Raw genomic sequence first — 23,392 nt, forward strand, 5'->3', positions numbered from 1 at the left:
CTCCAAGTTTTCCGCTGGTGGGCTCTGTGATTGGGGGATTTTATTGGTTATTTCTTTGGAATTTCAAGGAAATAAAGCATCAACCGTTTCCTACGGCACAGCCTTATGGAAAAACGCTATGTCAGATTCCCATCTTCCATAACGCGAAAAGCCCCCTGAGGCGACCCTCAGGGGGTGGAAGCGAGAAGTTGTTGACGGGAAGGGCTATTCGGCCGGAGCGTAGTAGCAACGCTTCGGGGACATGATCTTGCCCGACTTTTTCAGTTCGTCGATGGCCTTGGACACTTCTTTGGAATCGACGTCAAGGGCTTTGGCGACATCGCCGGGACGGACGGGCTTGCCCGCATCCTGCATGGCCTTGAGAACCTGTTCCGCTGTAACTGCCATAATGAACCTCCATGAAGCGGCTCTGCCGCCCGTATTTTTCTTAGGAACAATTCCTGATAATCAAAATTCCCTGTCCCTGTCAAGGATTTTATGTACCCGACGCCGGAGAAGCGGGGCGGCAATCATCTGGATTTTTGCGGGAAAAGGCGCTACGTTCCGAGGAAAAGGACAGCGGTATGAAATATCTCATCATGGAAGATTTTGCGGGCCAGCCGGTCAGCTTCGTGTTCCCCAGCCGCGTGGATCACGGCGACATGCGCGAGCAGCTCCCCTATGGGCGGGTGCTGGGGGCCGGTTATGTGGAGTTGCGCGACGGCGCGTTTCATTGCCACGGCGGATACGCCGAACTGGATATTGTGGCCCGTCCTGAGGATGAGGCCATTTTGATGAACGCTTTCCAGAAAGCCGACTAGGGCTTGCCTCCGGCAGGGCTGTGTGTCCCCGGAATTTTCCTAAAAAGCTCTTTCGGCGGCAAACAAGCGGATGCGGCCTGTCCCAGCCCTCGGAGATCCCATGCCTGAATTGCCCGAAGTCGAAACCATCGCCCGTACCCTCGCTCCGCAAGTCGAGGGGCGGCGCATTGTGGCTTGCGAGCTGCTCAATCCTTCCACCTTTGAGGGGACGATTCCGCTCGGCAAGGTCGTGGGCGGCGTCATCGGCCGTCCGGGACGCCGCGGCAAGCTGTTGCTGCTGCCCCTTGCATTCGGTTCGGAACCGTTGCCTTCTGTAGACGGGGCGTGTCCGTCCGGTTCGCTGGCCCGGTGCCTTGCCTGCGGGGATGAACGCATCACCGGGCTTGGCTTCCACCTTAAAATGACGGGCCGCCTGTTCGTGTATCCTGCGGGTACGCCCCCGGAAAAACATACCCGGCTCCTTTTCGATCTCGACGACGGCTCGCGTCTTTTTTTCGATGACGCACGCAAGTTTGGCTACGTGCGGGTGCTTTCGCCCGCTGCGGTTGCGTGCTGGCCTTTCTGGAACAGCCTTGGCCCGGAGCCGTTGGAGATGGACGCCGATGCCTTCGCAGCCCGTTTTGCCGGGCGGCGGGGCAAGATCAAGGCCCTGCTCCTTGATCAGACCGTGCTGGCGGGGTGCGGGAATATTTACGCGGACGAAAGCCTGTTCCGCGCGGGCATCCGGCCCGATGCACAGAACGTGTCCGCCGACCGCCTGAAGCGGCTTCACGCGGCCTTGCGGGAAGTCCTGCTCGAATCCATTGACGCGTGCGGCAGCTCCATCCGGGATTACCGTACGGCGCGGGGCGACGCCGGGGCTTTTCAGAACGCCTTCCGTGTCTACGGGCGTTCCGGCGAGGCCTGCGTTGAGTGCGGGGTTCCTCTGGAAAGCTGCCGCATCGCGGGGCGGGCCACCGTTTTTTGCCCGAACTGTCAGCTTGCCTGACATTCGTTCATACAACCCTTTTACTAGACCGCAAGGATTGAAGAATGCAGAAGACGATCTGCCTGTTGCCGGGTGACGGCATTGGCCCTGAGATTGTTGCCGAAGCCGTGAAAGTGCTTCGCGCCGTGGAAAAGAAATTTGGTCATTCGTTCACCATGACGGAAGCCCTGCTCGGCGGCGCGGCCATCGACGCCGTGGGCGTGCCGTTGCCCGACGCCACCGTGGAGGCCTGCAAAGCCGCCGATGCGGTGTTCCTCGGCGCGGTGGGCGGCCCCAAGTGGGATACCATCGATCCCGCCATCCGTCCCGAACGCGGCCTGCTCGGTATCCGCAAGGCCCTCGGCCTGTTCGCCAACCTGCGTCCCGCGACCCTGTTCCCCGAACTTGCCGGCGCGTGCCTGCTGCGTCCCGACATCTCCGCCAAGGGCCTTGATCTCATCGTCGTGCGCGAACTGACGGGCGGCATCTATTTCGGCCAGCCCGCCGGGACCGAAGTGCGCGACGGCCTGCGCACCGGCTTCAACACCATGATTTACAATGAAGAGGAAATCGCCCGTATCGGCCGGGTGGCCTTCTCCACGGCCCGCAAGCGCCGTAAGAAGGTGTGCTCCGTGGACAAGGCCAACGTGCTTGCCGTGTCCCGCGTGTGGCGCGAAGTGATGATCGAAGTGGGCAAGGAGTTCCCCGACGTAGAGCTGACCCATCTCTATGTGGACAATGCCGCCATGCAGTTGGTGCGCGATCCTTCGCAGTTCGACGTCATCGTGACCGGCAACCTCTTCGGTGACATCCTCTCCGACGAGGCCTCCGTCATCACCGGCTCCATCGGGATGCTGCCTTCCGCTTCTCTCGGCACGGGCAACCCCGGCCTGTTCGAGCCCATCCACGGCTCCGCGCCCGACATCGCCGGGCAGGGCAAGGCCAATCCGCTGGCGACGATCCTGTCCGCCGCGATGATGCTCCGCCTTGCCTTCGACATGGACGCCGAAGCCGCCGCCATTGAAAGTGCCGTGCACAAGGTGCTCAGCGACGGTTTCCGTACCGGCGACATCATGGAAGCCGGGAAGGTGCAGCTTTCCACCGCCGCTATGGGCGACAAGGTTATTGAAAATCTGTAGGGGATAGGGAAAATTGGGGGAGGGGAGAGGGAACCTTTCTGGAGAAAGGTTCCCTCTCCCCTCCCCCAAGCCCCCTCCTCTCTCCCTCCCAAGACTTTTGACTTTATTGAATCCCTGCTGGCGTTTTTCCCTGATATGAAGGAGGAGAACGCTTATTTTTTGGGCTGTGTTACAGGAAACGGCTGATGCTTTTTTCCTTGAAATTCCAAAGGAAAAACCCGCAAAATGCCTTAGCCTTGGATTCCGCCAAGGGGAAAACTGGATAAAAGGCTGTATTTTTCACCGCGTTGCGGAGGTGAAACAGCCACATGCTATGACGGAGCCTTTTCGGACGGGCTCTAAAACTCTGGTGTTTTCTTCGGCTTTATGGTTTTTCTGGGAGGAATTTCAAGTGTGGAAGAGGGTGGAGTGTTCCCTCTGTACGCACTGGGATAAGCGCATAACTAAAATGGCGGGAATCATAGTTAGCGGTTCCTTCTGCGCGCAGGGATAAATGCGAGTCCACCCCACCGTATTGTGCATGCTGGAGTTCCTCCTACGTACGCGGGGATGAGCGTTCTGGGCGCTGGGCCACCGGGCCGGGCTGGTGTTCCCTCTACGCGCGCGGGGATAAGCCCTGCTTCAGGACTCCAACGCGGACATTGAGGCCGTTCCCTCTACGCGCGCGGGGATAAGCCCCGGAACCGTTCCGGGCCAAATTGGAGAAAGGTGTTCCCTCTACGCGCGCGGGGATAAGTGACACAGGAGCATAAGACGCCATAGAGGGCTGCAGTTCCCTCTATGCGCATGGGGATAAGTGGTTTGGGGTTGGGCACAGGGTGTTTTCGTAACGCTCTGTTATAGTTTGTGGTTGTTTCATCTCCACAGTGCGGTGAAAATACAGCCTTTTTATCCAGTTTTCCTCTTGGCGGGAGCTACGGATAAGGCATTTTGTCGGTTATCCCTTTGGAGCTTGAAGAAAAAAAGCATCAACCATTTTCTACAACACAGCCTTTCGTAATTGTCGGAGGCGGCATTCATGACGGATTTTTTGAGTTCACCGGTGGGGATGGCTCTGCTTGCGGGGTACTGTACATGGGCGTTTACCGCATTCGGGGCGGGCATGGTCTACACCGCGAAATCGTTTTCCCGCCGGACACTTGATGTGATGCTCGGTTTCGCGGCGGGTGTGATGGTCGCGGCCTCCTACTGGTCGCTGCTCGCCCCCGCTCTGGAGATGAGTTCCCATCTCGGCCGGTTGGCCTGTATTCCCGTGGCGCTGGGCTTTCTTGCCGGGGCGGGGGTATTGCGTCTGGTCGACTTCATCCTGCCGCACATCCATCCTACGGAAAACGTCCCCGACGGCCCGCCTTCAAAGTTGCCCCGCAGCGCCTTGCTCGTGTTTGCCATTACCTTGCACAATATTCCAGAAGGGCTCGCCGTGGGCGTAGCGTTTGGGGCGGCGGCCTCCGGCGCTCCCGAAGCCAGCATTGCCGGGGCGATGACCTTGATGTTCGGCATGGGGCTGCAAAACATACCTGAAGGCGTGGCCGTATCCGTGCCTCTGCTTCGGGAGGGCTTTTCCAAAAATCGCGCCTTCTTCTTTGGGCAGTTTTCCGGCATCGTCGAACCTATAGCCGCTGTTTTCGGGGCGCTGGTCGTGGGTATCGCCCAGCCTATTCTGCCCTTTGCGCTGGCTTTTGCTGCTGGGGCCATGATTTTTGTGGTCGTCGAAGAAGTGATCCCCGAATCCCATGCCTCCGGGCACGGGGACGCGGCCAGTCTCGGCGTCATCATTGGGTTTGTGGTGATGATGTGCCTTGATGTGGCGCTGGCTTAGATGGTTGATTGGGGAGGGGAAGGGGCCCCTTTCTGAAGAAAGGGGCCCCTTCCCCTCCCCAAACCCCTCCCTTTCCCCTCCAAAGACTTTTGACTGGTGGGGAGGCCGCGCGAAGGGAGTTCGTTCCCTCTTTGGTTCGCTCTTGGTAAGAAAAGGCTGTGTTATAGAAAATGGTTGATGCTTTTTTCCTTGAAGTTCCAAAGGGATAATCGGCAAAATGCCTTGGCCGTGGATCCCGCCAAGGGGAAAACCGGATAAAAAGGCTGTATTTTCACCGCACTGTGGAGATGAAAACCACAAACTATAACAGAGCCTAAGAAAAACAGCCTGAACGGAGTTCGTTCAGGCTGTTTCTTTAGTCTGCGGAATGACTTTCAAGAGGGATTCGATAACGTCGAAAACCTTTGAAGAGCGCGGTGGCAGTTTGGAGGGGGCGGGAGAAACTTTCTTTAGACAGTTCCTCCCGCCCCCTCCAAAGAGCTTTATGACGCCCTGAAATTACTGTTCGGAGTTCATAGCGGCCTTGAACTTGCGCGAGATGCGGAAGGCAAGCACATCGTGGGCGTCAAGGGTGATTTCTTCGCCGGTCTGGGGGTTGCGGCCCTTGCGGTTCTTCTTGGTGAAGGCTTCAAACTTGCCGAAACCGCTCAGCAGCATTTCCTTCTCCTCTTTGAGGGCTTTCTTCATGATTCCGAGCATGGCGTCCAGCACCTTCTTGGCGTGCTGCTGTTTCATGTCGGACTGGGCGCAAATCGACTTGGCGATATCTGCTTTGGTGACGGTTTTGCTCATGGTTTCTTCTCCGGGATCTCGCTGTGCTAGCGACATATTTTGGTGCGGCCCGTCCGGTACATACCGTTTGCGAGGACGGCGGAATAGGCGCTGTGGAAGAACAGCGGTCGTGTGCCGCACTGTTTTGAGACTATGCCCTATCTGAGTTCGTATTTCAATTCCCCTTTTTCGCTATCGCCATAAAATGACGCTTTTTTTTGTCCAATGCGTGGAAAAATCCCTGCGCTGGGGGAATATATTTTTTTATTTATTTGTGAAAGATGTATTATTTGATATTATTACTTAATACATTGATTTTATTAATAAAATTATCGTATTAAAAGAGTGTGGCCGTTGATGTCCAATGGGTTTGTTCTGGTGTAATGACAAGTATTTTAAAAAAAACTAACAGGATATAGAGTTAACATTTGTTATTTATTGTGAAAAAAAGAATTATTATTCCGTACAGAATGAAGAAATAAAACCAAAAAGAAAAATCGTCACATCTTTTCTGTAAGTTCCATTTTTAGAGGAAAAATGGCCTTATGAGGAATTGTAGAGGCGTTTTTCCACGTTTCCGCAACAGGGCCACTGTCTTTCTGGATGGCTCTGGCGTAGGGGGAATTGCTTTATCGTCACCGCATAGTGACAATACAACCTTTTTCCTCAGCCTTTCCGTGGGCTGATTTCATGATTGAAGTGTTTTCCTCGTTATCCATTGGCTCTGTTATAGTTTGTGGTTGTTTCGTCTCCACAGTGAGGTGAAACTACAACCTCTTTCTCCGGTTTTCCCCTTGGCGGGATCCATAGCCAAGGGGAAAACTGGAGAAAAAGGCTGTATGTCCATCGCACTGTGGAGGTGAAACAACCGTTATAACAGAGCCTTTCAAAAATAAAACATCAATTGCTCACTGTGACGGAATCTTCGTATTCATCTCGTGTTCGCCATTTGGGATGTTCCCAGACAGGGCATCCAGGGGGGAACATGGTTCCTCCGTGAAATGCTTTCAGCCGTGAAGTGTTTTCAGCTCGTTAAATCCGCACAGCGTCCATAGCGCCGGGTAGAGCAAGGTACAAAACAAACAATGCTCAAACGGAAGAGCCCATTCCTACAAAGCAAGACCGGCCGGGATGAGGGATTCGATAAAGGCGAAAGTCTTGGAAGGGAGAGAGGAGGGGGCGTGGGGGAGGGGAGAGGGAAACTTTCTCCAGAAAGTTTCCCTCTCCCCTCCCCCACATTCAACACTCTACGGAAACTAATCCCATTCGCGCTTGTCTTCGATGGGCTTGATCTGCGGGGGCAGCGTGCCGGGGGCAAGCACCTTGAGTTCCGGGCGCAGCTTGATGCGCTCGCGGAAGAGGTGCAGCAGCTCGTCTTCCTGATGGAAGTTGCTGGCTTCCACATAAAGGATCATCTCGTCGATGCCGCCGGGGTTGATGACCTCGATCTGCCAACGCTTGATGTCCTCGAAGCGGGCCATGACCTGCTCCACCTGATGGGGGTAGACGAACATGCCCTTGATGCGGGCGGTGGTGTCCACGCGGCCCACGATGCTGCCGAGGCGCGGGCTGGTACGCCCGCAGGCGCAGGGGGCGCGGTCTATGTAGGAGAGGTCGCCCGTGGCGAGGCGGATGAGCGGGTACGTCTTGTTGAACGAGGTCACGACGATTTCGCCCACTTCGCCGTCCTTCAGCGGGATGCCGGTGTCGGGATGGCAGATTTCCACGTAGCAGCGGTTCGAGATGTGCAGGCCGGTCTTGTGGAAGCACTCGTAGCCGATACAGCCCACGTCTGCCGTGCCGTAACCTTGGCGCAGGATGATGTCGAACTTCTTTTCGAGCTGGTTGCGCATCTTTTCGGAGAGGCGTTCGCCGGTGACGAAAGCCACTTCCTGAAAGAGATCCTTACGCAGGTTGATGCCCTTTTCCTCGGCTTTCTGGGCGAGGTGCATCAGGTAGCTCGCCGTGCCCACGTAGCCGGATACGCGCAGCTTCTGCATGATGTCGAGCTGGGTGCCGGGATCGGTCGGGCCCGCCGGGATGGAGGCGCAGCCGAGGTTGCGCAGGGGCTCTTCAAACATCAGCCCCGCCGGGGACAGGTGGTAGTTGAAGGTCACCTGAACCACGTCGCCGGGACGGAAGCCCACGGAATAAAAGGCTTCGGTGTATCCCCAGTAGTCGTCCATGCGGTCTTCCGGGTCGAAGATGGGGCCGGGCGAAAGGAAGATGCGCTTCAGTTCGCCTATGTCCTTGGTCAGCAGGCCGCCGAGACGGGGGCCGATGGACTGGAGGAAGATGAGCTCTTTCTTCTTCAGCAGCGGGATGTGCTTGATGTCGGAAAGGGTCTTGAATTTCTCCACATTGAACTGGGCGCGGTCAAAGCGTTTTTTGACGTCCTCAGAATATCTGTAGGCGTAGGAGAGCAGATCCTTGAGCTGGATCAGGCAATACTGGCGGCGTTCGCTCTCGTCGAGCACTTCGCGGCGGTTGTAGATGCCTTCGGTGCGGTCTTTGCGGGTCATGTCAGCATGCTCCGTACTGTTTGGAATTCAGGGAAAGGCATTGCTTAGCGTATTTGTTTGGAATAATGCAAGTCCTTTTTTAAAAAATACATTATTTCAAAGTGTTAGTTGATATTGGATGAGGCGTTTCGGTTCACGAGGATACGGCGTTTCAGGGAGTCGTACACCGGGGGCGAGCCGGCCCTGTTGGCGACGACCGTGGAGATGAAGGCGACGATGGTCATTTCGGGCAGGCACTGGAACGCGCCGGACATTTCCGCGACCAGCGCCGTGCCGGTGAGCGGCGCGCGCACCGTGCCTGAGAACAGGCCCGCCATGCCGAGCACGAGATAGGCGGGAAGCTGCGGTTCGGCGGAAAAGCCGTTTCCGATGAGCAGGGTCCCGCCCACGGCTCCGACCATGCTGCCGATGGCGAGCATGGGCATGAGCAGGCCGCCGGGCACGCCGGAGGCGAAGCTCAGGATGGAGAAGATGATTTTGACGCACAGGAGGAGCGCCACCGGGCCGAGCAGGAGCGGACCGGTGGGCGTGAGGCCGCCGAGATCGGCTGTGGAATAGCCGATGCCCACGAGCACCTGCGGATAGGCGTACAGCAGGACGCCGCTGAGCAGGAAGGGCAGGAGCGGCTTGAGGGGGGCCGGGATCAGTTTCTGGCGGTCATGGAGTTCCGTCACGCGGATCAGGGCGGCATTGTAAAGGGCGCTGAACAGCCCCGTCCCCACGCCGAGCAGTGCGGGGATCCAGATCTGCCCCCAGTTCAGGGAGGGGATGGAGGCGAAGGGGAAAACCAGCCCGAAGCCGAACAGGATAGTGACGACAAACCATGCGGAAAACGAGGCCACGCCGGTGAACAGCAGGAGCGGCACGGTCACGATGGTTTTGACTTCCTCAAAGGCGAACAGCATGCCCGCGAACGGCGCGCCGAAGGCGGCGGCAAGGCCGGCGACGCTGCCCGCGATGAGGAAACGCGGGGCATGGCCCGGATCTTCTCCGGCGAGCTTTTGGAAGATCCGCCCGAATCCGCAGCCCACAGCCGCGCCCATCTGGATGCTTGGCCCTTCGCGGCCCACGGAGAGGCCGCCGGACAGGGACAGCAGGGTTCCGACGAACTTGGCGGTCACGATGCGGAATCCCGGATAGGGAAGCAGCCCGGCCAGCGCCAGTTCCGTCTGGGGGATGCCGCTGCCGCTGATGAGGGGCTCCTTCCTGACCATCTGGCCCACGATGAGCGCCAGCAGGATGAGCGTGCCGAAGACGATCAGCGCGGTGGCGGGATCGTCCGCGCCGTACCTGAGCGTGGCGGCGATCCACGCATTGCCGTGATCATAGAGCCAGCGGAATACGCCGATGACGCCTCCGGTGCAGCCGCCGACGAAAGCCGCCTGCACGATAAGGCGGAGCACGCTTTCATTGCGCAGGGCCTGCGTTTCGCGCAGGATCGGCACTTGGCGGGTGAATCTCGCGATCCGGGCTTTCGTTTTTCTTTTCATGGCAATGGCGGGGAGGAACGCTTCCCCTGTCTCCTTCCGAGGGGCGTTATGGGCGTCAGGCGCCGTTTGGGGGGGCGGCGTTTGCGTCCGGGGGAACCTGTTATGCCGAAAAGCGGAAGAAAAGGCTATCCCCCTTGAGAAAAGGGAGAAAACGCCCGCCCGCAAGCCTTCGGAGGGCGGCCTACCGTTGTTCAAGGCCCGGAGCGGCTTGAAGAAGGAAAAAGAGGCGTGAGCGGCGGTTGTTATGCGGGGACGAAACGCGCTGGCATTTTCCCCGCGGCAATGCGGGGTATTCTGTCCAAAAGCTGCGATTGTTTGACGCGAGAAGGTTTTTCCCGCGGCAATGCGCGCTGCTCCCGGAAGGGCGCGTTTCGGGGCATCGGGGCAGGGGGTGGCAGCTTTGGGAAAGGGCGGGAAGGGAGGAGGATGGGGGAGGGCGTTAGGCCGACAGGCTTGGGAAGGGAAAAGGCGCTGCACCCGTTGGGCGGCGCTTCGGCTTTATGTCGGCAGGGGGGAGGGGAAAGCGCGGGGCTCACCCCCTTTCTTCGGAAACGCCCTCCCTTCCCCCAAAACGGTTTTTTAGGCGCTCATGCTCAGGAACTGCCGGATAAGCTGCATGCCGATGGCGAACGCAATGAGGTAGAGCGGGCCGAGGGCCAGCCCGGTGCGCGACCACGGCAGGCGCATGGAGTACTTGCAGCCGATGAAGCAGCAGACGCCGAACCAGATGCTGCCCACGAGCGGGCCGACCAGCGGGACGATGCAGACCACGGTGGGCGCGGCGCTGTAGGCGATGACCCGGAACACCGTGCGGAACTGGACGTTTTCCGGCTGCACGAGCCGCAGCATGAGGTAGAAGACCGACGCGAAGAAGCAGAGCTGGATGGCGAGGATGCCCGGCGTCAGGAGGATGGTCAGGGGCAGGCTCATGCTCTGGGCCATGTCGCCGAGGACTTCCTGCAATTTGGGATCGGTGATGGAAGGCCCGCTGGCCTGGATGCTCATGAGGTACCACATGCGCTCGACGAGGGTCTGGAACAGGCCGAGGATGAGGTAGAACACGAGCGGGCGGGTCAGCTTGCCGTTGCTGGCGGGCAGGGCGGCGAAGAAACGGGGCGCGTTGAACATCACCCGCAGGATGGTCTGGTAAAGGGCCATGAAGGGGTTGCAGCGTTTATCCTCCCACGGGACGTCGGTGCCGTCGGCGTGCATGGCGGCTGCGATGCCGCCCTTGCCCTTGCTTTCCCCGTCGCGTTTCTTCTGGAAGTTGTTCCAGAAGTCGGAACGGTTCTCCGCGGCGTTTTGCGGGGGGGCCGGCTGGCCCTTTTCGGGGTCGGTTTCGGGGGCTTCGGGAGACGGCGAGGAGGCGTCATGGTCGCCCGGAATACGGGGAACCATCGCTCCGGGCGGCAGGGGATCGTCGCCCTCCACGTCCGGGGGCAGGGGGCGTCCGGCGGGGGCCGTTTGCGGGGCGGCTGCGGGCGTCTCGTCGATGACGGGCGTCCCGTCCGGGTTACGGAAACGGAAGCGGCATTTGCAATGCGGGCAGGTCGCCACCGCCGCATTGGCGGGAATGGCGTTTTCGTCTATCTGGCGTTCAAACCGGCATTCGGGGCAACGGATCAGCACAGGGCACCTCTAAGGGAAAATCGTACATTGCACTGAACATATAGTCTCATTTTCTACAAATCAAGGGACGAATTTTTGTACTCCCACGCCGCCTTCCGGCGGCGCGTCGGCCCGGCCTGCTCCTTTTTGCCCCGCCCGGCGCGGCGATCCCGCGAAAAACGGGGGGGATGACGCGTCCGGGGCGGGTTCCGTTTTCCCTTATTTTGTTGTACGGTAGACGCTTGGCACCATGCGGGATGCCGTCTGTTTCTTTCGGAAAAGCAGGGCCCCGGCCGTCCCGCCCCGTCGTCCCATCCGAAAAACGTTCCATTTCTCAGGGGAAAGCATGAACAAACTTGTGAAAAAACTGATGCTTGTCGCCGCCACGCTCATGCTGGCGGCCGGTCCCTCCTTTGCCGCGGACGCTGTCCGCATCGGCCTGATGTGCCCGCTTACCGGCAAGTGGGCCAGCGAAGGGCAGGACATGCAGCAGATCGTGAGCCTGCTCGTTTCGGAAGTGAACAAGGCGGGCGGCGTTAACGGCAAGCAGATCGAGCTGGTCGTGGAAGACGACGCGGGCGATCCGCGCACGGCCTCCCTCGCCGCCCAGAAGCTGGCCTCCGCCGGGGTGATGGCGGTCATCGGGACGTACGGCTCCGCCGTGACCGAGGCTTCCCAGAACATCATCGACGAAGCCGAAATCATGCAGATCGCCACGGGTTCCACCAGCGTGCGCCTGACGGAAAAGGGCCTTCCCCTTTTCTTCCGCACCTGCCCCCGCGATGACGAACAGGGCCGCGTGGCCAGCAAGGTCATTGCCGCCAAGGGCTTCAAGAAGGTCGCCATCCTGCACGACAACTCCTCCTATGCGAAGGGCCTCGCCGAAGAAGCGCAGAAGGGCCTCAAGGGTGCGGGCGTGCCCGTGGTGTTCTACGACGCCCTGACTCCGAGCGAACGCGACTATACCGCCATCCTGACCAAGCTGAAGGCCGCCGATCCCGACCTCATCTTCTTCACCGGCTATTACCCCGAAGCGGGCATGCTGCTCCGCCAGAAGAAGGAAATGCACTGGGATGTGCCCATGATGGGCGGCGACGCCGCCAACAACACCGACCTCGTGAAGATCGCGGGCAAGGACGCCGCCAAGGGCTATTTCTTCATCAGCCCGCCGTCCGCCCACGACTTCGATACCCCCGAAGCCAAGGATTTCTTCTCCCGCTACAAGGCGCAGTACAACAGCCTGCCGAGTTCCGTGTGGTCGGTGCTGGCCGGCGACGCCTTCAAGGTCATCGTCGCGGCGCTTCAGGCCGGGACGGATGCCGATCCGGAAGCCGTGGCCAAGTACCTCAAGAAGGATCTCAAGGAATACCCCGGCCTGACCGGCAAGCTCGGCTTCAACGAAAAGGGCGACCGCATCGGCGACCTCTACAAGGTCTACGAAGTGGACGGCAACGGCGGGTTCGTGCTCCAGAAGTAAGGTTTCCGGCTCCCGGAAGGACGCTTTCCGGGAGCCTCCAGAAGTTTCGGCTTCTTTTTTCGGGTACGGTGACGGGGTTTTCCGGTCGCCGTGCTTCCGTGTCCGGGGCCTCCGGCACGGCGGGCCGGGTCCATGAAGCCCCGGTGCAGGGAACCCCCTTTCCCGCCCGCCTCAATCCTTTATCAAACCCCCTGATGATATGAACGAATTTTTACAGCAGCTCATCAATGGCCTTGCCGTGGGCGGCATTTATGCCCTCGTCGCGCTCGGCTATACGATGGTGTACGGCGTGCTGAAGCTGATCAACTTCGCGCACGGCGACATTTTCACCATCGGGGCGTATCTTGGAATGACTCTGCTTGTGTCCGGCGGCCTCGCCGGGAGCATGACGCCCGTGCTGGCGGTGGGGCTTGTGGTGCTCATCGTGTTTGGGCTGGTGGCCCTGCTCGGCGTCGCGCTGGAGCGGGTGGCCTACCGCCCGCTGCGCAAGGCAAACCGCCTTGCCGCCGTGGTGTCCGCCCTTGGCGCGTCCATCGTCTTCCAGAACGCGGTCATGCTCATCTACGGCGCGCGCGTCTACGTCTACCCGGAAAACCTCATTCCCACGCTGACGTTCAATATCTTCGGGCTGAACGTGCCCGTGATGCGCGTCATCGTCATCGTCAGCTCGCTGGTGCTGATGCTGGCCCTGTACGCCTTCATCAACCGCACCCGCATGGGGACGGCCATCCGCGCCGTCGCCATCGATCAGGGCGCGGCCCGGCTCATGGGCATCAACGTGGATCGCGTGATCTCGCTGGTGTTCTTCATCGGCGCGGGGCTCGGCGGCGTCGCCGGGGTCATGGTGGGCACGTACTACGGGCAGATCGACTTTACGATGGGCTGGTCTTACGGCCTCAAGGCGTTCACGGCGGCCATCCTCGGCGGCATCGGGAACATCCCCGGAGCCATGATCGGCGGGCTGCTGCTCGGCGTGATCGAGGCGCTCGGCGCGTCGTACCTCGCCATGGCATGGAAGGACGCCATTGCCTTCCTCGTGCTCATCCTCATCCTCATCATCAGGCCCACCGGCCTCCTCGGTGAAAGGGTGGCCGACAAGTTATGAGCCTGTTCAAACGCTATTACCCCGTGCTGGTCGCCGTCCTTGTGGCGGTGCTGCCGCTCGGCATGAACACCTATTGGACTGAAGTGGCCGTCAACGTGGGGCTGTACGCGCTGCTGGCGCTCTCCCTGAACGTCATCCTCGGCCAGGCGGGGATCTTCCATATGGGGCACGCGGCGTTCTATGCCGTGGGCGCGTATGTGACCGCCATCCTGAACACGCACTACCAGATCCCCATCCTGCTGCTCATCCCCGTGGCGGGCGCGGCGGCGGCGCTGTTCGCGCTGGTCGTGGCCCGGCCCATCATCCACCTGCGCGGCGACTACCTGCTCATCGTGACCATCGGCATCGTGGAAATCGTCCGCATCGCCCTGATCAACGACGTGTTCGGGCTGACCGGCGGCGCGAACGGCATTTTCGGCATCGCGCGCCCGGAAATCTTCGGCATCAAGATCCGCAAGGCTATCCAGTTCTATTATCTCATATGGATTATGGTCGGCGTCACCGTGTTGCTGTTCCATTGGCTTTCCGAGTCGCGTTTCGGCCGCGCGCTGAACTGCATCAAGGAAGACGACACCGCCGCCGAGGGCTGCGGCATGGACGTGGCGAACCTGAAGCTCATGGCCTTCGTCATCGGCGCGTTCTGGGCGGGCATGGCCGGGAACCTCTTTGCCGCCAAGATGACCATCATTTCACCGAGTTCCTTTACCTTCTGGGAATCGGTGGTGGTCTTTGCCGTGGTCATCCTCTCCGGCGGCAGCCAGATCGGCGTGCTGCTCGGCACCTTCCTCATCGTGGCCCTGCCGGAAATGTTCCGCGACTTCGCCAGCGCCCGTATGCTGGTCTTCGGCCTTGCCATGATGATCATGATGGTGGTGCGCCCGCAGGGGCTTCTGCCGCCTTCGCCGCGCCGGTACGATGTGCGGCGGCTGTTGCGGCGCACGCGTGATTTCAGCTCGCCGGTCGCTCCCCGGACGGCCCGGAAGGAGGGCGCGGCATGAGCCTTCTCTCTTTGCAGACAGTGACCAAGATTTTCGGCGGGCTGACCGCCGTGAACGAAGTCTCTTTTGACGTGGAGCAGGGCAGCATCGTGGGGCTCATCGGGCCCAACGGCGCGGGCAAGACGACGGTGTTCAACCTGATCACGGGGAACTACGTCCCGGACGGCGGCGACATCCGGTTTGCCGGACAGTCCATCAAGGGCATGAAGCCGCACACCATCGTGAGCCTCGGCATTGCCCGGACGTTCCAGTCCATCCGCCTGTTCCCCACGCTGCCGCTGGTGGAAAACGTCCTTGCGGGCCGCCATTGCCGGATGCACAGCGGGATCATCGGCTCCATGTTCCACACTCCGGCGCAGCGCCGTGAGGAGCGGGCCGCCCTTGAGCGGGCCATGAACGAACTGGAGTTCGTCGGCCTTGCCGACAGCTATGCCGAGGAGGCCGGGAGCCTGTCCTACGGCAACCAGCGCCTGCTCGAAATCGCCCGCGCGCTCGCCTCCGATCCCAAGCTCATCATTCTTGACGAGCCCGCCGGGAGCATGAACGACCCCGAAACGGCGGTGCTGATTGAGCTTATCTACGCCATCCGCCAGCGCGGGGTGACGGTGCTGCTCATCGAGCACGACATGGGCCTTGTCATGAAGGTGTGCGAGAAGCTCCTTGTGCTTGAGTACGGTTCGCTTATCGCCAGCGGTTCGCCCGACGTCGTGCGCCGCGACCCCAAGGTCATTGAAGCCTATCTGGGGCAGGATGATTGATACGAGTCGGGGAGGGGGGAAGGAACCCTTCTGAAGAAGGGCTTCCTTCCCCCTCCCCGAACCCCTCCCCTCATCCTCCTAAGACTTTTGTAATGGAGGCGGGGGGGATATGTTTTTCCCGTCTGTAAACGGACGATCCGGGAGTTCGGATGTTTCTGGAAGTCGAAAATCTGCAAGCCGGGTACGGCACGGAAGAAGTGCTGCACGGCGTGAGCCTGCGCGTTGACGAAGGCGAAATCGTGAGTATCCTTGGTGCGAATGGCGCCGGAAAAACCACGACCCTGCTGACCATCAGCGGGCTTGTGCGGGCTTCCGGCGGCGCGGTTCGTTTTCAGGGGGAGGATCTGCACACCCTGCCGAGCCATGAAGTGGTGCGGCGCGGGCTGACGCAGTCGCCTGAAGGCCGCCGGGTGTTCGGGGTGCTCACCGTGCTCGAAAACCTGCGCCTCGGTGCGTTCACCGTGGGGGACAAGGAAAAGGCCGAGCAGACGCTGGACTGGATTTTTGATCTGTTCCCCCGCCTGCACGAGCGCAAGGATCAGCTTGCCGGGACGCTTTCCGGCGGCGAACAGCAGATGCTGGCCATCGGGCGTGCGCTCATGGGCCAGCCCAAGCTGCTGTTGCTGGATGAGCCTTCGCTCGGCCTCGCCCCCCTGCTTGTGAAATCCATCTTCGAGACGATCCGCGCCATCAACCAGTCCGGCGTGACCATTCTTATTGTGGAACAGAACGCCCGCGCCGCGCTCAAGCTGGCGACCAGGGGGTATGTGCTGGAGCTTGGCCGCGTCGTCATGGAAGACACCGCCGCCCATCTCCTTGCCAACCCAAGCATTCAGGAAGCCTATCTCGGGGCGTAGGGCGAAGCCCTTGGGGAGGGGGAAGGGCCCTTTTGGGAAAAGGGGGCCTTCCCTCTCCCCCACCCCCATCCCCCTAAAACGGTTGCAATGCGGTTGCCCTGTTATAAAAGTTTGGGGGACGGGTGGGCCTCCTGATGGTTCGGGCGGTATTTTTTAGGCTGTGTCATAGGAAGCGGTTGATGATTTATTTTTTTGGGATTCCAAAGGAATAACCAATAAAATGACCCCATCATGGAGCCGCCAGCGGAAAACTGGAGAAAAAGTCTGTATTTTCACCCTGCTGTGGAAATAAAACAACCATATCCTATGACAAAGGCTTTTTTAAAGAGGAACGCACATGAGTGACTTGACGCCCCGCGAAATCGTCGCGGAACTGGACAAATACATTATCGGTCAGAATCAGGCGAAGCGCATGGTTGCCGTAGCGGTTCGGAACCGTTGGCGCCGCCAGCGCCTTGCGGCGGAACTGCGCAACGAGGTGGCGCCCCGCAATATCATTATGATGGGCCCCACGGGTGTGGGCAAGACTGAAATCGCCCGCCGCCTCGCCAAGCTGTGCTCGGCCCCGTTCATCAAGGTCGAGGCCACCAAGTACACGGAAGTCGGCTATGTGGGCCGCGACGTGGAATCCATGATCCGCGACCTTATGGAAATCGGCATCAACCTTGTGCGGGCCGAAGAGGCCGAAAAGGTCAAGGGCCGCGCCGAAGCCGCTGCTGAGGAGCGTCTGCTCGATCTGCTTCTGCCCTCCGGCGACGGCAGGGAGAACACCCGCGAGAAGCTGCGCGAGCTTTTCCGTCAGGGGTTCCTTGATGACCGCGAGGTCGAGTTCGAGGTGAAGGAACAGTCGCAGCCCATCGGTATGTTGGGCGTGCCCGGCATGGAGCAGCTCGGCGATCAGATGAAGGGCGCGTTCAGCAAGCTGTTCCCCCAGAAGACGCACCGCAAGAAGATGAAGGTCGGCGCGGCGTGGCGCCATCTCATCGAAGACGAGTCCTCCAAGCTCGTGGACGAGGACAAGATCACCGATCTCGCCCGTGAGCGTGTGGAGCAGATGGGCATCGTGTTCATCGACGAAATCGACAAGCTCGCCAGCGGTTCGCAGCAGCGTTCCGCCGACATTTCCCGTGAAGGCGTCCAGCGCGACCTGCTCCCCATTGTGGAAGGCAGTGCCGTGAACACCAAGTACGGCCTTGTGAACACGGATCACATCCTGTTCATCGCGGCGGGTGCGTTCCATTTGTCCAAGCCTTCCGATCTTTTCCCCGAACTGCAGGGCCGTTTCCCGCTCCGTGCGGAGCTGGAACCCCTTGGGAAGGAAGAATTTTACCGCATCCTGACCGAGCCCCACAATTCGCTTACCCGCCAATACGAGGCCATGCTTGAGACCGAAGGCGTGCGCATCGAATTTACGGATGACGGCCTGCGGGAAATTGCGGCCTTCGCGGAAGACGTGAACTCCCGCACCGAGAACATCGGGGCTCGGCGGCTGCACACGATCATGGAAAAAATCCTTGCCGACATTTCGTTCGACGCCTCGGAAAAGCGGGGCAGCACGCTGGTCATCGACCGTGAGCATGTGGTTGCCCAGCTTGCCGACGTGCGCGCCGATGCGGAACTGAGCCGGTTCATTTTGTAAGACGCGGAGTCTGTCACATGGACGCAAAACTGCAATCTCAGGTTCTTATCGAAAGCCTTCCCTATCTGCGCAAGTTCCACGGCGAAACCGTCGTCATCAAATACGGCGGGCATGCCATGAAGGATGAGGCGCTCAAGGCCGCCTTCGCCCGGAACATCGCGCTGCTCAAGCTTGTGGGCATCCATCCCGTGGTGGTGCACGGCGGCGGCCCCCAGATCGGGAATATGCTGGAGAAGCTGGAAATCCATTCGGAATTCCGCGAGGGCCTCCGCGTGACGGACGACGCCACCATGAACGTCGTGGAGATGGTGCTGGTCGGCTCGGTGAACAAGGACATCGTCAACCAGATCAACCGGGCCGGGGCGCGGGCCGTGGGCTTGTCCGGCAAGGACGGCATGCTGCTGCACGCCGAGAAAAAAGCGATGGTCGTCACCCGCGAGAACCAGCCGCCGGAAATCATCGATCTCGGCAACGTGGGCCGTGTGACCCGCGTGGAGACTTCGCTGATCTTCTCGCTGATGAAGGACGGGTTCGTGCCGGTCATCGCGCCCGTGGGCGTGGATGACGAAGGGCATACGTACAACATCAACGCCGACGCCGTGGCCGGGGCCGTTGCGGGTGCGCTGCGCGCCCGTCGCCTGCTCATGTTGACGGACGTGGCCGGCGTGCTCGATCCCGAAGGCAAGCTCATCCAGTCCATCCGCGCTGAGGACGCCGCGGGCCTGTACGAGAACGGCACCGTGACCGGCGGCATGATCCCCAAGTTGAACTGCTGCATCGACGCCATCGAACAGGGCGTTGAGAAGGTCATGATCGTCGATGGGCGCGTCGAAAACTGCGTGCTCCTCGAACTCCTCACCGATCAAGGCGTAGGCACTGAAATCGTCGGTGAAGAGCGCTGAGAAAAAACGGCGGGGCGGATGGCGTCAGGCCGTTCCTTTTCCATCGGCCCGTTTTCCGGCGGTGACGGGAATACGCTTCGCAGCTCGGCCTTCCGCGTCAACCTTGTCGTGCGGCATCGGCTTGGCGGGGAAGACGTCCCGCAGTCCGGCCTTCCGCCATTGAAGTTGAAAAAAGCCGGGGGAAAGAGCTTCCCCCGGCACATTCCCGAATGAGGCCCCATGAGCTACGACTACCGCATCCCGCAGGGCCGGGACAAGGACAAACGGACGAACGGCATGTTTTCCCTTGGCGGGAGGCTGAGTACCGTGTTGTCCGCGCTCGGAAGCGGCGAGAAGCTCATGCAGGTTCGCCTGTGGCAGAACTGGGAAATGGTCATGGGGCCGGACATCGCGCCGCTGGCATGGCCTCTCGGCGCACGGAACGGCATCCTCATCGTCGGCGGCGAGGACAACCTCGCGCTTCAGGAACTGTCGTTCATGACCCCGGAAATCCTTGAGCGGGTCAATGCGTTCATGGATGCCCCGGTATTCGACAAGGTCGAACTGCGGCTCGTCATGGGCGACAGGCCGCTGGATCAGGCGCCCGACATACAGCCTTCCACTCGCGTCCGCCCGGCCCCTCCCCGCCCCCGGCACTTGGGCGCCCATCTTGAGGAGATGAACCCGGATTCCCCCGTCGCCCGGTGTTATGCGGCTTACCTGCGGATGCACGGCGTTCCTACGGAACGGAAAAGCTGAAAGGCAGGATTTGGCTCCTGCCTTTTTTCGTTGGCTCTGTTATCGTATGTGGCTGTTTTATCTTCACAGTACGGTGAAAAGTATAGCCTTTTTTCCCCGTGTTCCCCTTGGCGGGAGCCACGGCTAAGGCATTTTTCCGGTATCCCTTTGGAGTTTCAAGGAAAAAAGCATCAACCATTTTCTATGACACAGCCTTTTTGTTGGTCTCCGTCATAGCATGTGGTTCTTTATCGCCACGGTATGATGAAAAGAGAGATTTTTTCTCCATCTTCCGTCGATAGGCTCCATGCTTGGGATATTTTATTGATTATTCTTTTGGAGCTTCAAGAAGTAAAACGCCCGTCATTTTCTATAACACAGCCTTTCGTTATCGCCCCTCAGTTTTTTTCTTGTTTTCCCTACCTGCAAGCGCGCTTTTGCCGCACCCTTCATCCTTTCCCCGAAAGTGGATGTAAAAGTTGATTGGGGAAGGCCCCGTCATAGTATCTGGTTGTTTCGTCTCCGCAGTACACTGAAAAATACAGCCTTTTTATTCTGTTTCTTCATTGGCAGAATTCATAGCTGAGACATTTTGCTGTTTATTCCCTTGGAACTTCAAGGAAAAAGCATCAACCATTTCCCATGACGCAGCCTTTTGGAATTGTTAGTATAAAAATAAAGGTTCTGTTATAGTTTGTGGTTGTTTTATCTCCGCAATATGGTGAAAAATACAGCCTTTTTTTCCGGTTTTTCCCTTAGCGGGAGCCACGGATAAGGCATTTTGCCGGTTATCCCTTTGGAGCTTCAGGGAAAAAAGCATCAACCATTTTCTAGAATACAGCCAAAATAAAAGGCCCTGCCATAGTACCTGCTTGCTTTATATCTACACTATGCTGAGAATATAGGCTCTTTCTCTAAATTTTCACTGATGGGTTCCATGATTGGGGGCATTTTACTGGTTATTTTTTGGGAGTTTCAAGAGATAAAGCATCAAGCGCTTCCTAAGATTGTGGCGTTAACTATATAATATATTGAAATTATTAAATTATTCAATATATAAAAATATTTTAAATTATTTCAAATGATTATATGTAAAATGACGGCGCGACCTATGCCGCAGCCAAATAAAAAGTATGGCTGTGTCATAGAAAATGGTTGATGCCTTTTTCCTTGAAGTAGCAAGGGAATAAGCAACAAAATGCCTCAACCATGAACTCCACCAAGGGGAAAGCTGGGGAAAAGGCTGTATGTTCACAGTGCTGTGGAGATGAAACAACCACATACTATGACAGAGCCAAAACTATTCAAGGATACGCTCAAGCAAAGGAGCTTTTCCTTTACTCAGGGAAAGATGGGAATAGGGATTCGATAAGGCCGAAAGTCTTTGGAGGTGGAGGGATGGGGGTGTGGGGGAAGGGAGGAGGAAGCCTTTCTCCAGAAAGGTTCCTCCTCCCTTCCCCCACATTCCCCACCCCCTAAAAAGCTTGTCCCCTTATGCAAGCTCAGCTAAACTGCCTCATAGCAAGACTGAGCCTTTGGAGGGCAAACGCAATGAAAACGGATACCGGGGCCATAGGTGTTCTGGGCGGGGTGGGGCCGTATGCCGGCCTTGACCTTATGCGCAAGATTTTTGATCAGACCGAAGCGAGCTGCGATCAGGAACACCTTTCCGTGATCCAGTATTCCCTCTCTGAACATATCATCGACAGAACGCGCTTCCTGCTTGGGGAGACGGATGAAAACCCCGGTGAAGCCATCGGCGAAATCATGGTGCGCATGGCGAAGGCCGGGGCCACCGTTATCGGCGTGCCCTGCAATACGGCGCACAGCCCTCGGATCATGGACGTAGCCGTCGCCATGCTGCATGAGGCGGCTCCGCAGGTGCGCTTTGTCCATATGATCGATGCCGTGGTCGCCTTCATCCGTGAGAGCCTGCCCCATGCCCGGACGATCGGCGTCCTGAGCACCAAGGGAACCTACGCGACCGGGCTCTATCAGGATGCCCTTTCCGCCGCGGGATTCGTCCCCTTGTTCCCGGATGAGGAAGGCCGCGAGCGTGTCCAGCAGGCCATCAGCAATACTGCATACGGCATCAAGGCCCAGTCAAACCCGGTGACGCCGGAAGCGCGCGGGGCATTGCTTGCCGAGGCGGAAAAGCTGGTGGGGCAGGGGGCCGACGCCGTGATCCTCGGCTGTACGGAAATCCCGCTGGCGCTCACGGAACCCGACCTGCACGGCGTTCCGCTGCTGGACGCCACCAAGGTGCTTGCCAGGGCCCTTATCATCGCTTTTGCTCCTGAACGTCTGAAAAAAGCTTAACCCTGTTTATTTTCAGAGTATTGTGCTTTCCTTTTACATAGTAGGGACTGCCTATGTCTGTTTCTTTGCCTTCCATTGCGTCTTTCCATCAGGGCGCACACTCGGTGGCCGTCGTCGGCCTCGGGTATGTCGGCTTGCCGCTGGCCGTCGCTTTTGCCCGGCATTTCAGCGTGATCGGGTTTGATTTGAACGCCGCCCGCGTGGAAGAGCTTTCCGCGGGCATTGATCGGACAGGCGAAGTGGACTCGGCGGCGCTGCAAGCTTCCACGGCTCGTTTCACCAGCGATCCGGCGGCGCTCCGCGAGGCGGGCGTCATCATCGTGGCGGTTCCGACGCCGATCGACGAGCACCGGAACCCGGACTTGTCCCCGGTGGAAGGGGCTTCCCGGACTGTGGGGCGGCATTTGTCCCGTGGCGCGGTCGTCGTGTACGAGTCTACGGTCTATCCGGGCGTGACCGAGGAGGTCTGCGTCCCGATTCTTGAGGCCGAATCCGGCCTGCGGTGCGGTGCCGACTTCACGGTGGGCTATTCCCCGGAACGGATCAACCCCGGCGACAAGGTGCATACCCTTGAAACCATCAAGAAGATTGTTTCCGGGAGCGACGCGCCGACGCTGGATCTGCTGGCGGAACTGTACGGGACGGTCGTGCGTGCGGGCATCCACCGTGCCCCCAGCATCAAGGTTGCGGAAGCCGCCAAGGTCATTGAAAACACGCAGCGCGACCTGAACATCGCGCTGATGAATGAGCTGTCCATCATCTTTGATCGGCTCGGCATTGATACGCTGGATGTGCTGGAAGCCGCCGGGACCAAGTGGAACTTCCTGCCGTTCCGTCCGGGGCTGGTCGGCGGGCACTGCATCGGCGTCGACCCGTACTACCTGACCTTCAAGGCCGAGGAGCTCGGCTGCCATCCGCAGGTCATTCTGGCCGGGCGGCGCATCAACGACGGCATGGGCAAGCATGTGGCGGAAACGTGCGTCAAACTGCTGATCCGGCAGGGGCGGCTGGTCAACGCGGCCCGCGTGGGCATCCTCGGCTTTACGTTCAAGGAAAACGTGCCGGACTTGCGGAACACCCGTGTTATCGACGTGATCCGCGAATTGCAGGAATACGGCGTGGATGTGCTGGTGCACGATCCGTTGGCCGACGCCGGGGAAGTGCGCCATGAATATGGCCTCTCTTTTGCGGCGCTGGATGAGCTCGCCAGTCTGGACGCGCTGATTCTGGCCGTGCCGCACAAGGCGTACGCCGAAAACGGCGTTTTGGAACCGGCGGCCCTGCACGCACGGTTTGCCGTGCCCGACAAGGCCCTCCTGCTGGATGTGAAGGGCTGTCTCTCGCCCAGTGCCGTGCAAGCCGAAGGCATGGCCTACTGGAGGCTTTAAGCGGGGCTGAGGGGCGTTCCCGTCCCGCCCCGCTTTGCGTCGGGGCCGTACGCATATTCCCCCGATATGCCCCGTCCGCGCAGCCTTGTATCCTTTGGGGCGGAGGCGGTTCGTAT

20 protein-coding genes are annotated in these 23,392 nt (G+C 59.2%); 15 read left to right on the top strand and 5 right to left on the bottom strand.

Annotation, left to right across the window (positions count from 1 at the left end; all coding sequences use genetic code 11):
• Window positions 1–204: 204 nt before the first annotated feature.
• Window positions 205–387 carry a DUF8462 domain-containing protein gene (locus ACZM8Y_RS00495; protein ID WP_009733384.1) on the bottom strand — a complete coding sequence of 61 codons (183 nt, stop codon included), beginning with the start codon at window positions 385–387 and terminating at the stop codon, window positions 205–207.
• 176 nt (window positions 388–563) lie between these two features.
• On the opposite strand from ACZM8Y_RS00495, the gene ACZM8Y_RS00500 reads away from it, so the two are divergent.
• From ACZM8Y_RS00500 to ACZM8Y_RS00515, 4 genes are all read left to right on the top strand, one after another.
• Window positions 564–800 (top strand): hypothetical protein, encoded by a 237-nt coding sequence (locus tag ACZM8Y_RS00500; RefSeq protein ID WP_302552097.1) that lies wholly within the window; start codon window positions 564–566, stop codon window positions 798–800.
• Window positions 801–900: 100 nt separating this feature from the next.
• Entirely contained in the window at window positions 901–1,788 is an 888-nt protein-coding gene (mutM, locus tag ACZM8Y_RS00505; protein ID WP_479859948.1) for a bifunctional DNA-formamidopyrimidine glycosylase/DNA-(apurinic or apyrimidinic site) lyase, read from the top strand.
• Window positions 1,789–1,832: 44 nt separating this feature from the next.
• Complete coding sequence (gene leuB, locus ACZM8Y_RS00510) at window positions 1,833–2,906, top strand: 3-isopropylmalate dehydrogenase (RefSeq protein ID WP_302552099.1); 1,074 nt, start codon at window positions 1,833–1,835, stop codon at window positions 2,904–2,906.
• A 1,018-nt stretch (window positions 2,907–3,924) separates the two neighbouring features.
• Window positions 3,925–4,725, top strand: a complete 801-nt coding sequence (locus ACZM8Y_RS00515) for a ZIP family metal transporter (protein ID WP_482330550.1) — start codon at window positions 3,925–3,927, stop codon at window positions 4,723–4,725.
• A gap of 498 nt (window positions 4,726–5,223) precedes the next feature.
• Here the strand turns inward: ACZM8Y_RS00515 and ACZM8Y_RS00520 are convergent, their stop codons facing one another.
• The 4 genes from ACZM8Y_RS00520 to ACZM8Y_RS00535 form a co-directional block, all read right to left on the bottom strand.
• The gene (locus tag ACZM8Y_RS00520) at window positions 5,224–5,517 is read right to left on the bottom strand and encodes an integration host factor subunit alpha (protein ID WP_302552102.1); all 294 of its coding nucleotides are present in this window, start codon (window positions 5,515–5,517) and stop codon (window positions 5,224–5,226) included.
• 1,235 nt (window positions 5,518–6,752) lie between these two features.
• On the bottom strand, window positions 6,753–8,018 hold the full coding sequence (locus tag ACZM8Y_RS00525; RefSeq protein WP_005024941.1) for a phenylacetate--CoA ligase family protein: 1,266 nt from the start codon (window positions 8,016–8,018) through the stop codon (window positions 6,753–6,755).
• 104 nt (window positions 8,019–8,122) lie between these two features.
• Window positions 8,123–9,508, bottom strand: a complete 1,386-nt coding sequence (locus ACZM8Y_RS00530) for a chloride channel protein (protein WP_479859921.1) — start codon at window positions 9,506–9,508, stop codon at window positions 8,123–8,125.
• 579 nt (window positions 9,509–10,087) lie between these two features.
• Window positions 10,088–11,137, bottom strand: coding sequence for a YIP1 family protein (locus ACZM8Y_RS00535; protein ID WP_482330549.1), 1,050 nt, complete (start codon window positions 11,135–11,137; stop codon window positions 10,088–10,090).
• Window positions 11,138–11,462: 325 nt separating this feature from the next.
• Between ACZM8Y_RS00535 and ACZM8Y_RS00540 the strand changes: the two genes are divergently transcribed.
• The 11 genes from ACZM8Y_RS00540 to ACZM8Y_RS00590 all read left to right on the top strand — a co-directional run bounded on the left by ACZM8Y_RS00540 (window position 11,463) and on the right by ACZM8Y_RS00590 (window position 23,276).
• Complete coding sequence (locus tag ACZM8Y_RS00540) at window positions 11,463–12,593, top strand: branched-chain amino acid ABC transporter substrate-binding protein (RefSeq protein WP_302552105.1); 1,131 nt, start codon at window positions 11,463–11,465, stop codon at window positions 12,591–12,593.
• A 199-nt stretch (window positions 12,594–12,792) separates the two neighbouring features.
• Window positions 12,793–13,698, top strand: coding sequence for a branched-chain amino acid ABC transporter permease (locus ACZM8Y_RS00545; RefSeq protein ID WP_302552106.1), 906 nt, complete (start codon window positions 12,793–12,795; stop codon window positions 13,696–13,698).
• Entirely contained in the window at window positions 13,695–14,696 is a 1,002-nt protein-coding gene (locus ACZM8Y_RS00550) for a branched-chain amino acid ABC transporter permease (protein WP_279140699.1), read from the top strand. The genes ACZM8Y_RS00545 and ACZM8Y_RS00550 overlap by 4 nt, the downstream gene beginning before the upstream one ends.
• On the top strand, window positions 14,693–15,454 hold the full coding sequence (locus tag ACZM8Y_RS00555; protein WP_009733393.1) for an ABC transporter ATP-binding protein: 762 nt from the start codon (window positions 14,693–14,695) through the stop codon (window positions 15,452–15,454). The genes ACZM8Y_RS00550 and ACZM8Y_RS00555 overlap by 4 nt, the downstream gene beginning before the upstream one ends.
• Before the next feature lie 149 nt (window positions 15,455–15,603).
• Entirely contained in the window at window positions 15,604–16,311 is a 708-nt protein-coding gene (locus tag ACZM8Y_RS00560) for an ABC transporter ATP-binding protein (protein WP_009733394.1), read from the top strand.
• 337 nt (window positions 16,312–16,648) lie between these two features.
• Window positions 16,649–17,950: an ATP-dependent protease ATPase subunit HslU gene (hslU, locus tag ACZM8Y_RS00565; RefSeq protein ID WP_302552107.1), complete on the top strand. Its 1,302-nt coding sequence runs from the start codon at window positions 16,649–16,651 to the stop codon at window positions 17,948–17,950.
• Window positions 17,951–17,967: 17 nt separating this feature from the next.
• On the top strand, window positions 17,968–18,852 hold the full coding sequence (gene argB, locus ACZM8Y_RS00570; RefSeq protein WP_308771871.1) for an acetylglutamate kinase: 885 nt from the start codon (window positions 17,968–17,970) through the stop codon (window positions 18,850–18,852).
• Window positions 18,853–18,870: 18 nt separating this feature from the next.
• Window positions 18,871–19,065, top strand: a complete 195-nt coding sequence (locus ACZM8Y_RS00575; protein WP_308771870.1) for a hypothetical protein — start codon at window positions 18,871–18,873, stop codon at window positions 19,063–19,065.
• 6 nt (window positions 19,066–19,071) lie between these two features.
• Window positions 19,072–19,590 carry a DciA family protein gene (locus ACZM8Y_RS00580; protein WP_479859683.1) on the top strand — a complete coding sequence of 173 codons (519 nt, stop codon included), beginning with the start codon at window positions 19,072–19,074 and terminating at the stop codon, window positions 19,588–19,590.
• Window positions 19,591–21,120: 1,530 nt separating this feature from the next.
• The gene (locus ACZM8Y_RS00585) at window positions 21,121–21,888 is read left to right on the top strand and encodes an aspartate/glutamate racemase family protein (protein WP_479859729.1); all 768 of its coding nucleotides are present in this window, start codon (window positions 21,121–21,123) and stop codon (window positions 21,886–21,888) included.
• Window positions 21,889–21,941: 53 nt separating this feature from the next.
• Window positions 21,942–23,276 carry a nucleotide sugar dehydrogenase gene (locus ACZM8Y_RS00590; RefSeq protein ID WP_308770609.1) on the top strand — a complete coding sequence of 445 codons (1,335 nt, stop codon included), beginning with the start codon at window positions 21,942–21,944 and terminating at the stop codon, window positions 23,274–23,276.
• The last annotated feature ends 116 nt before the right edge of the window (window positions 23,277–23,392 follow it).

It is taken from the genome of Bilophila sp. (assembly GCF_057864385.1).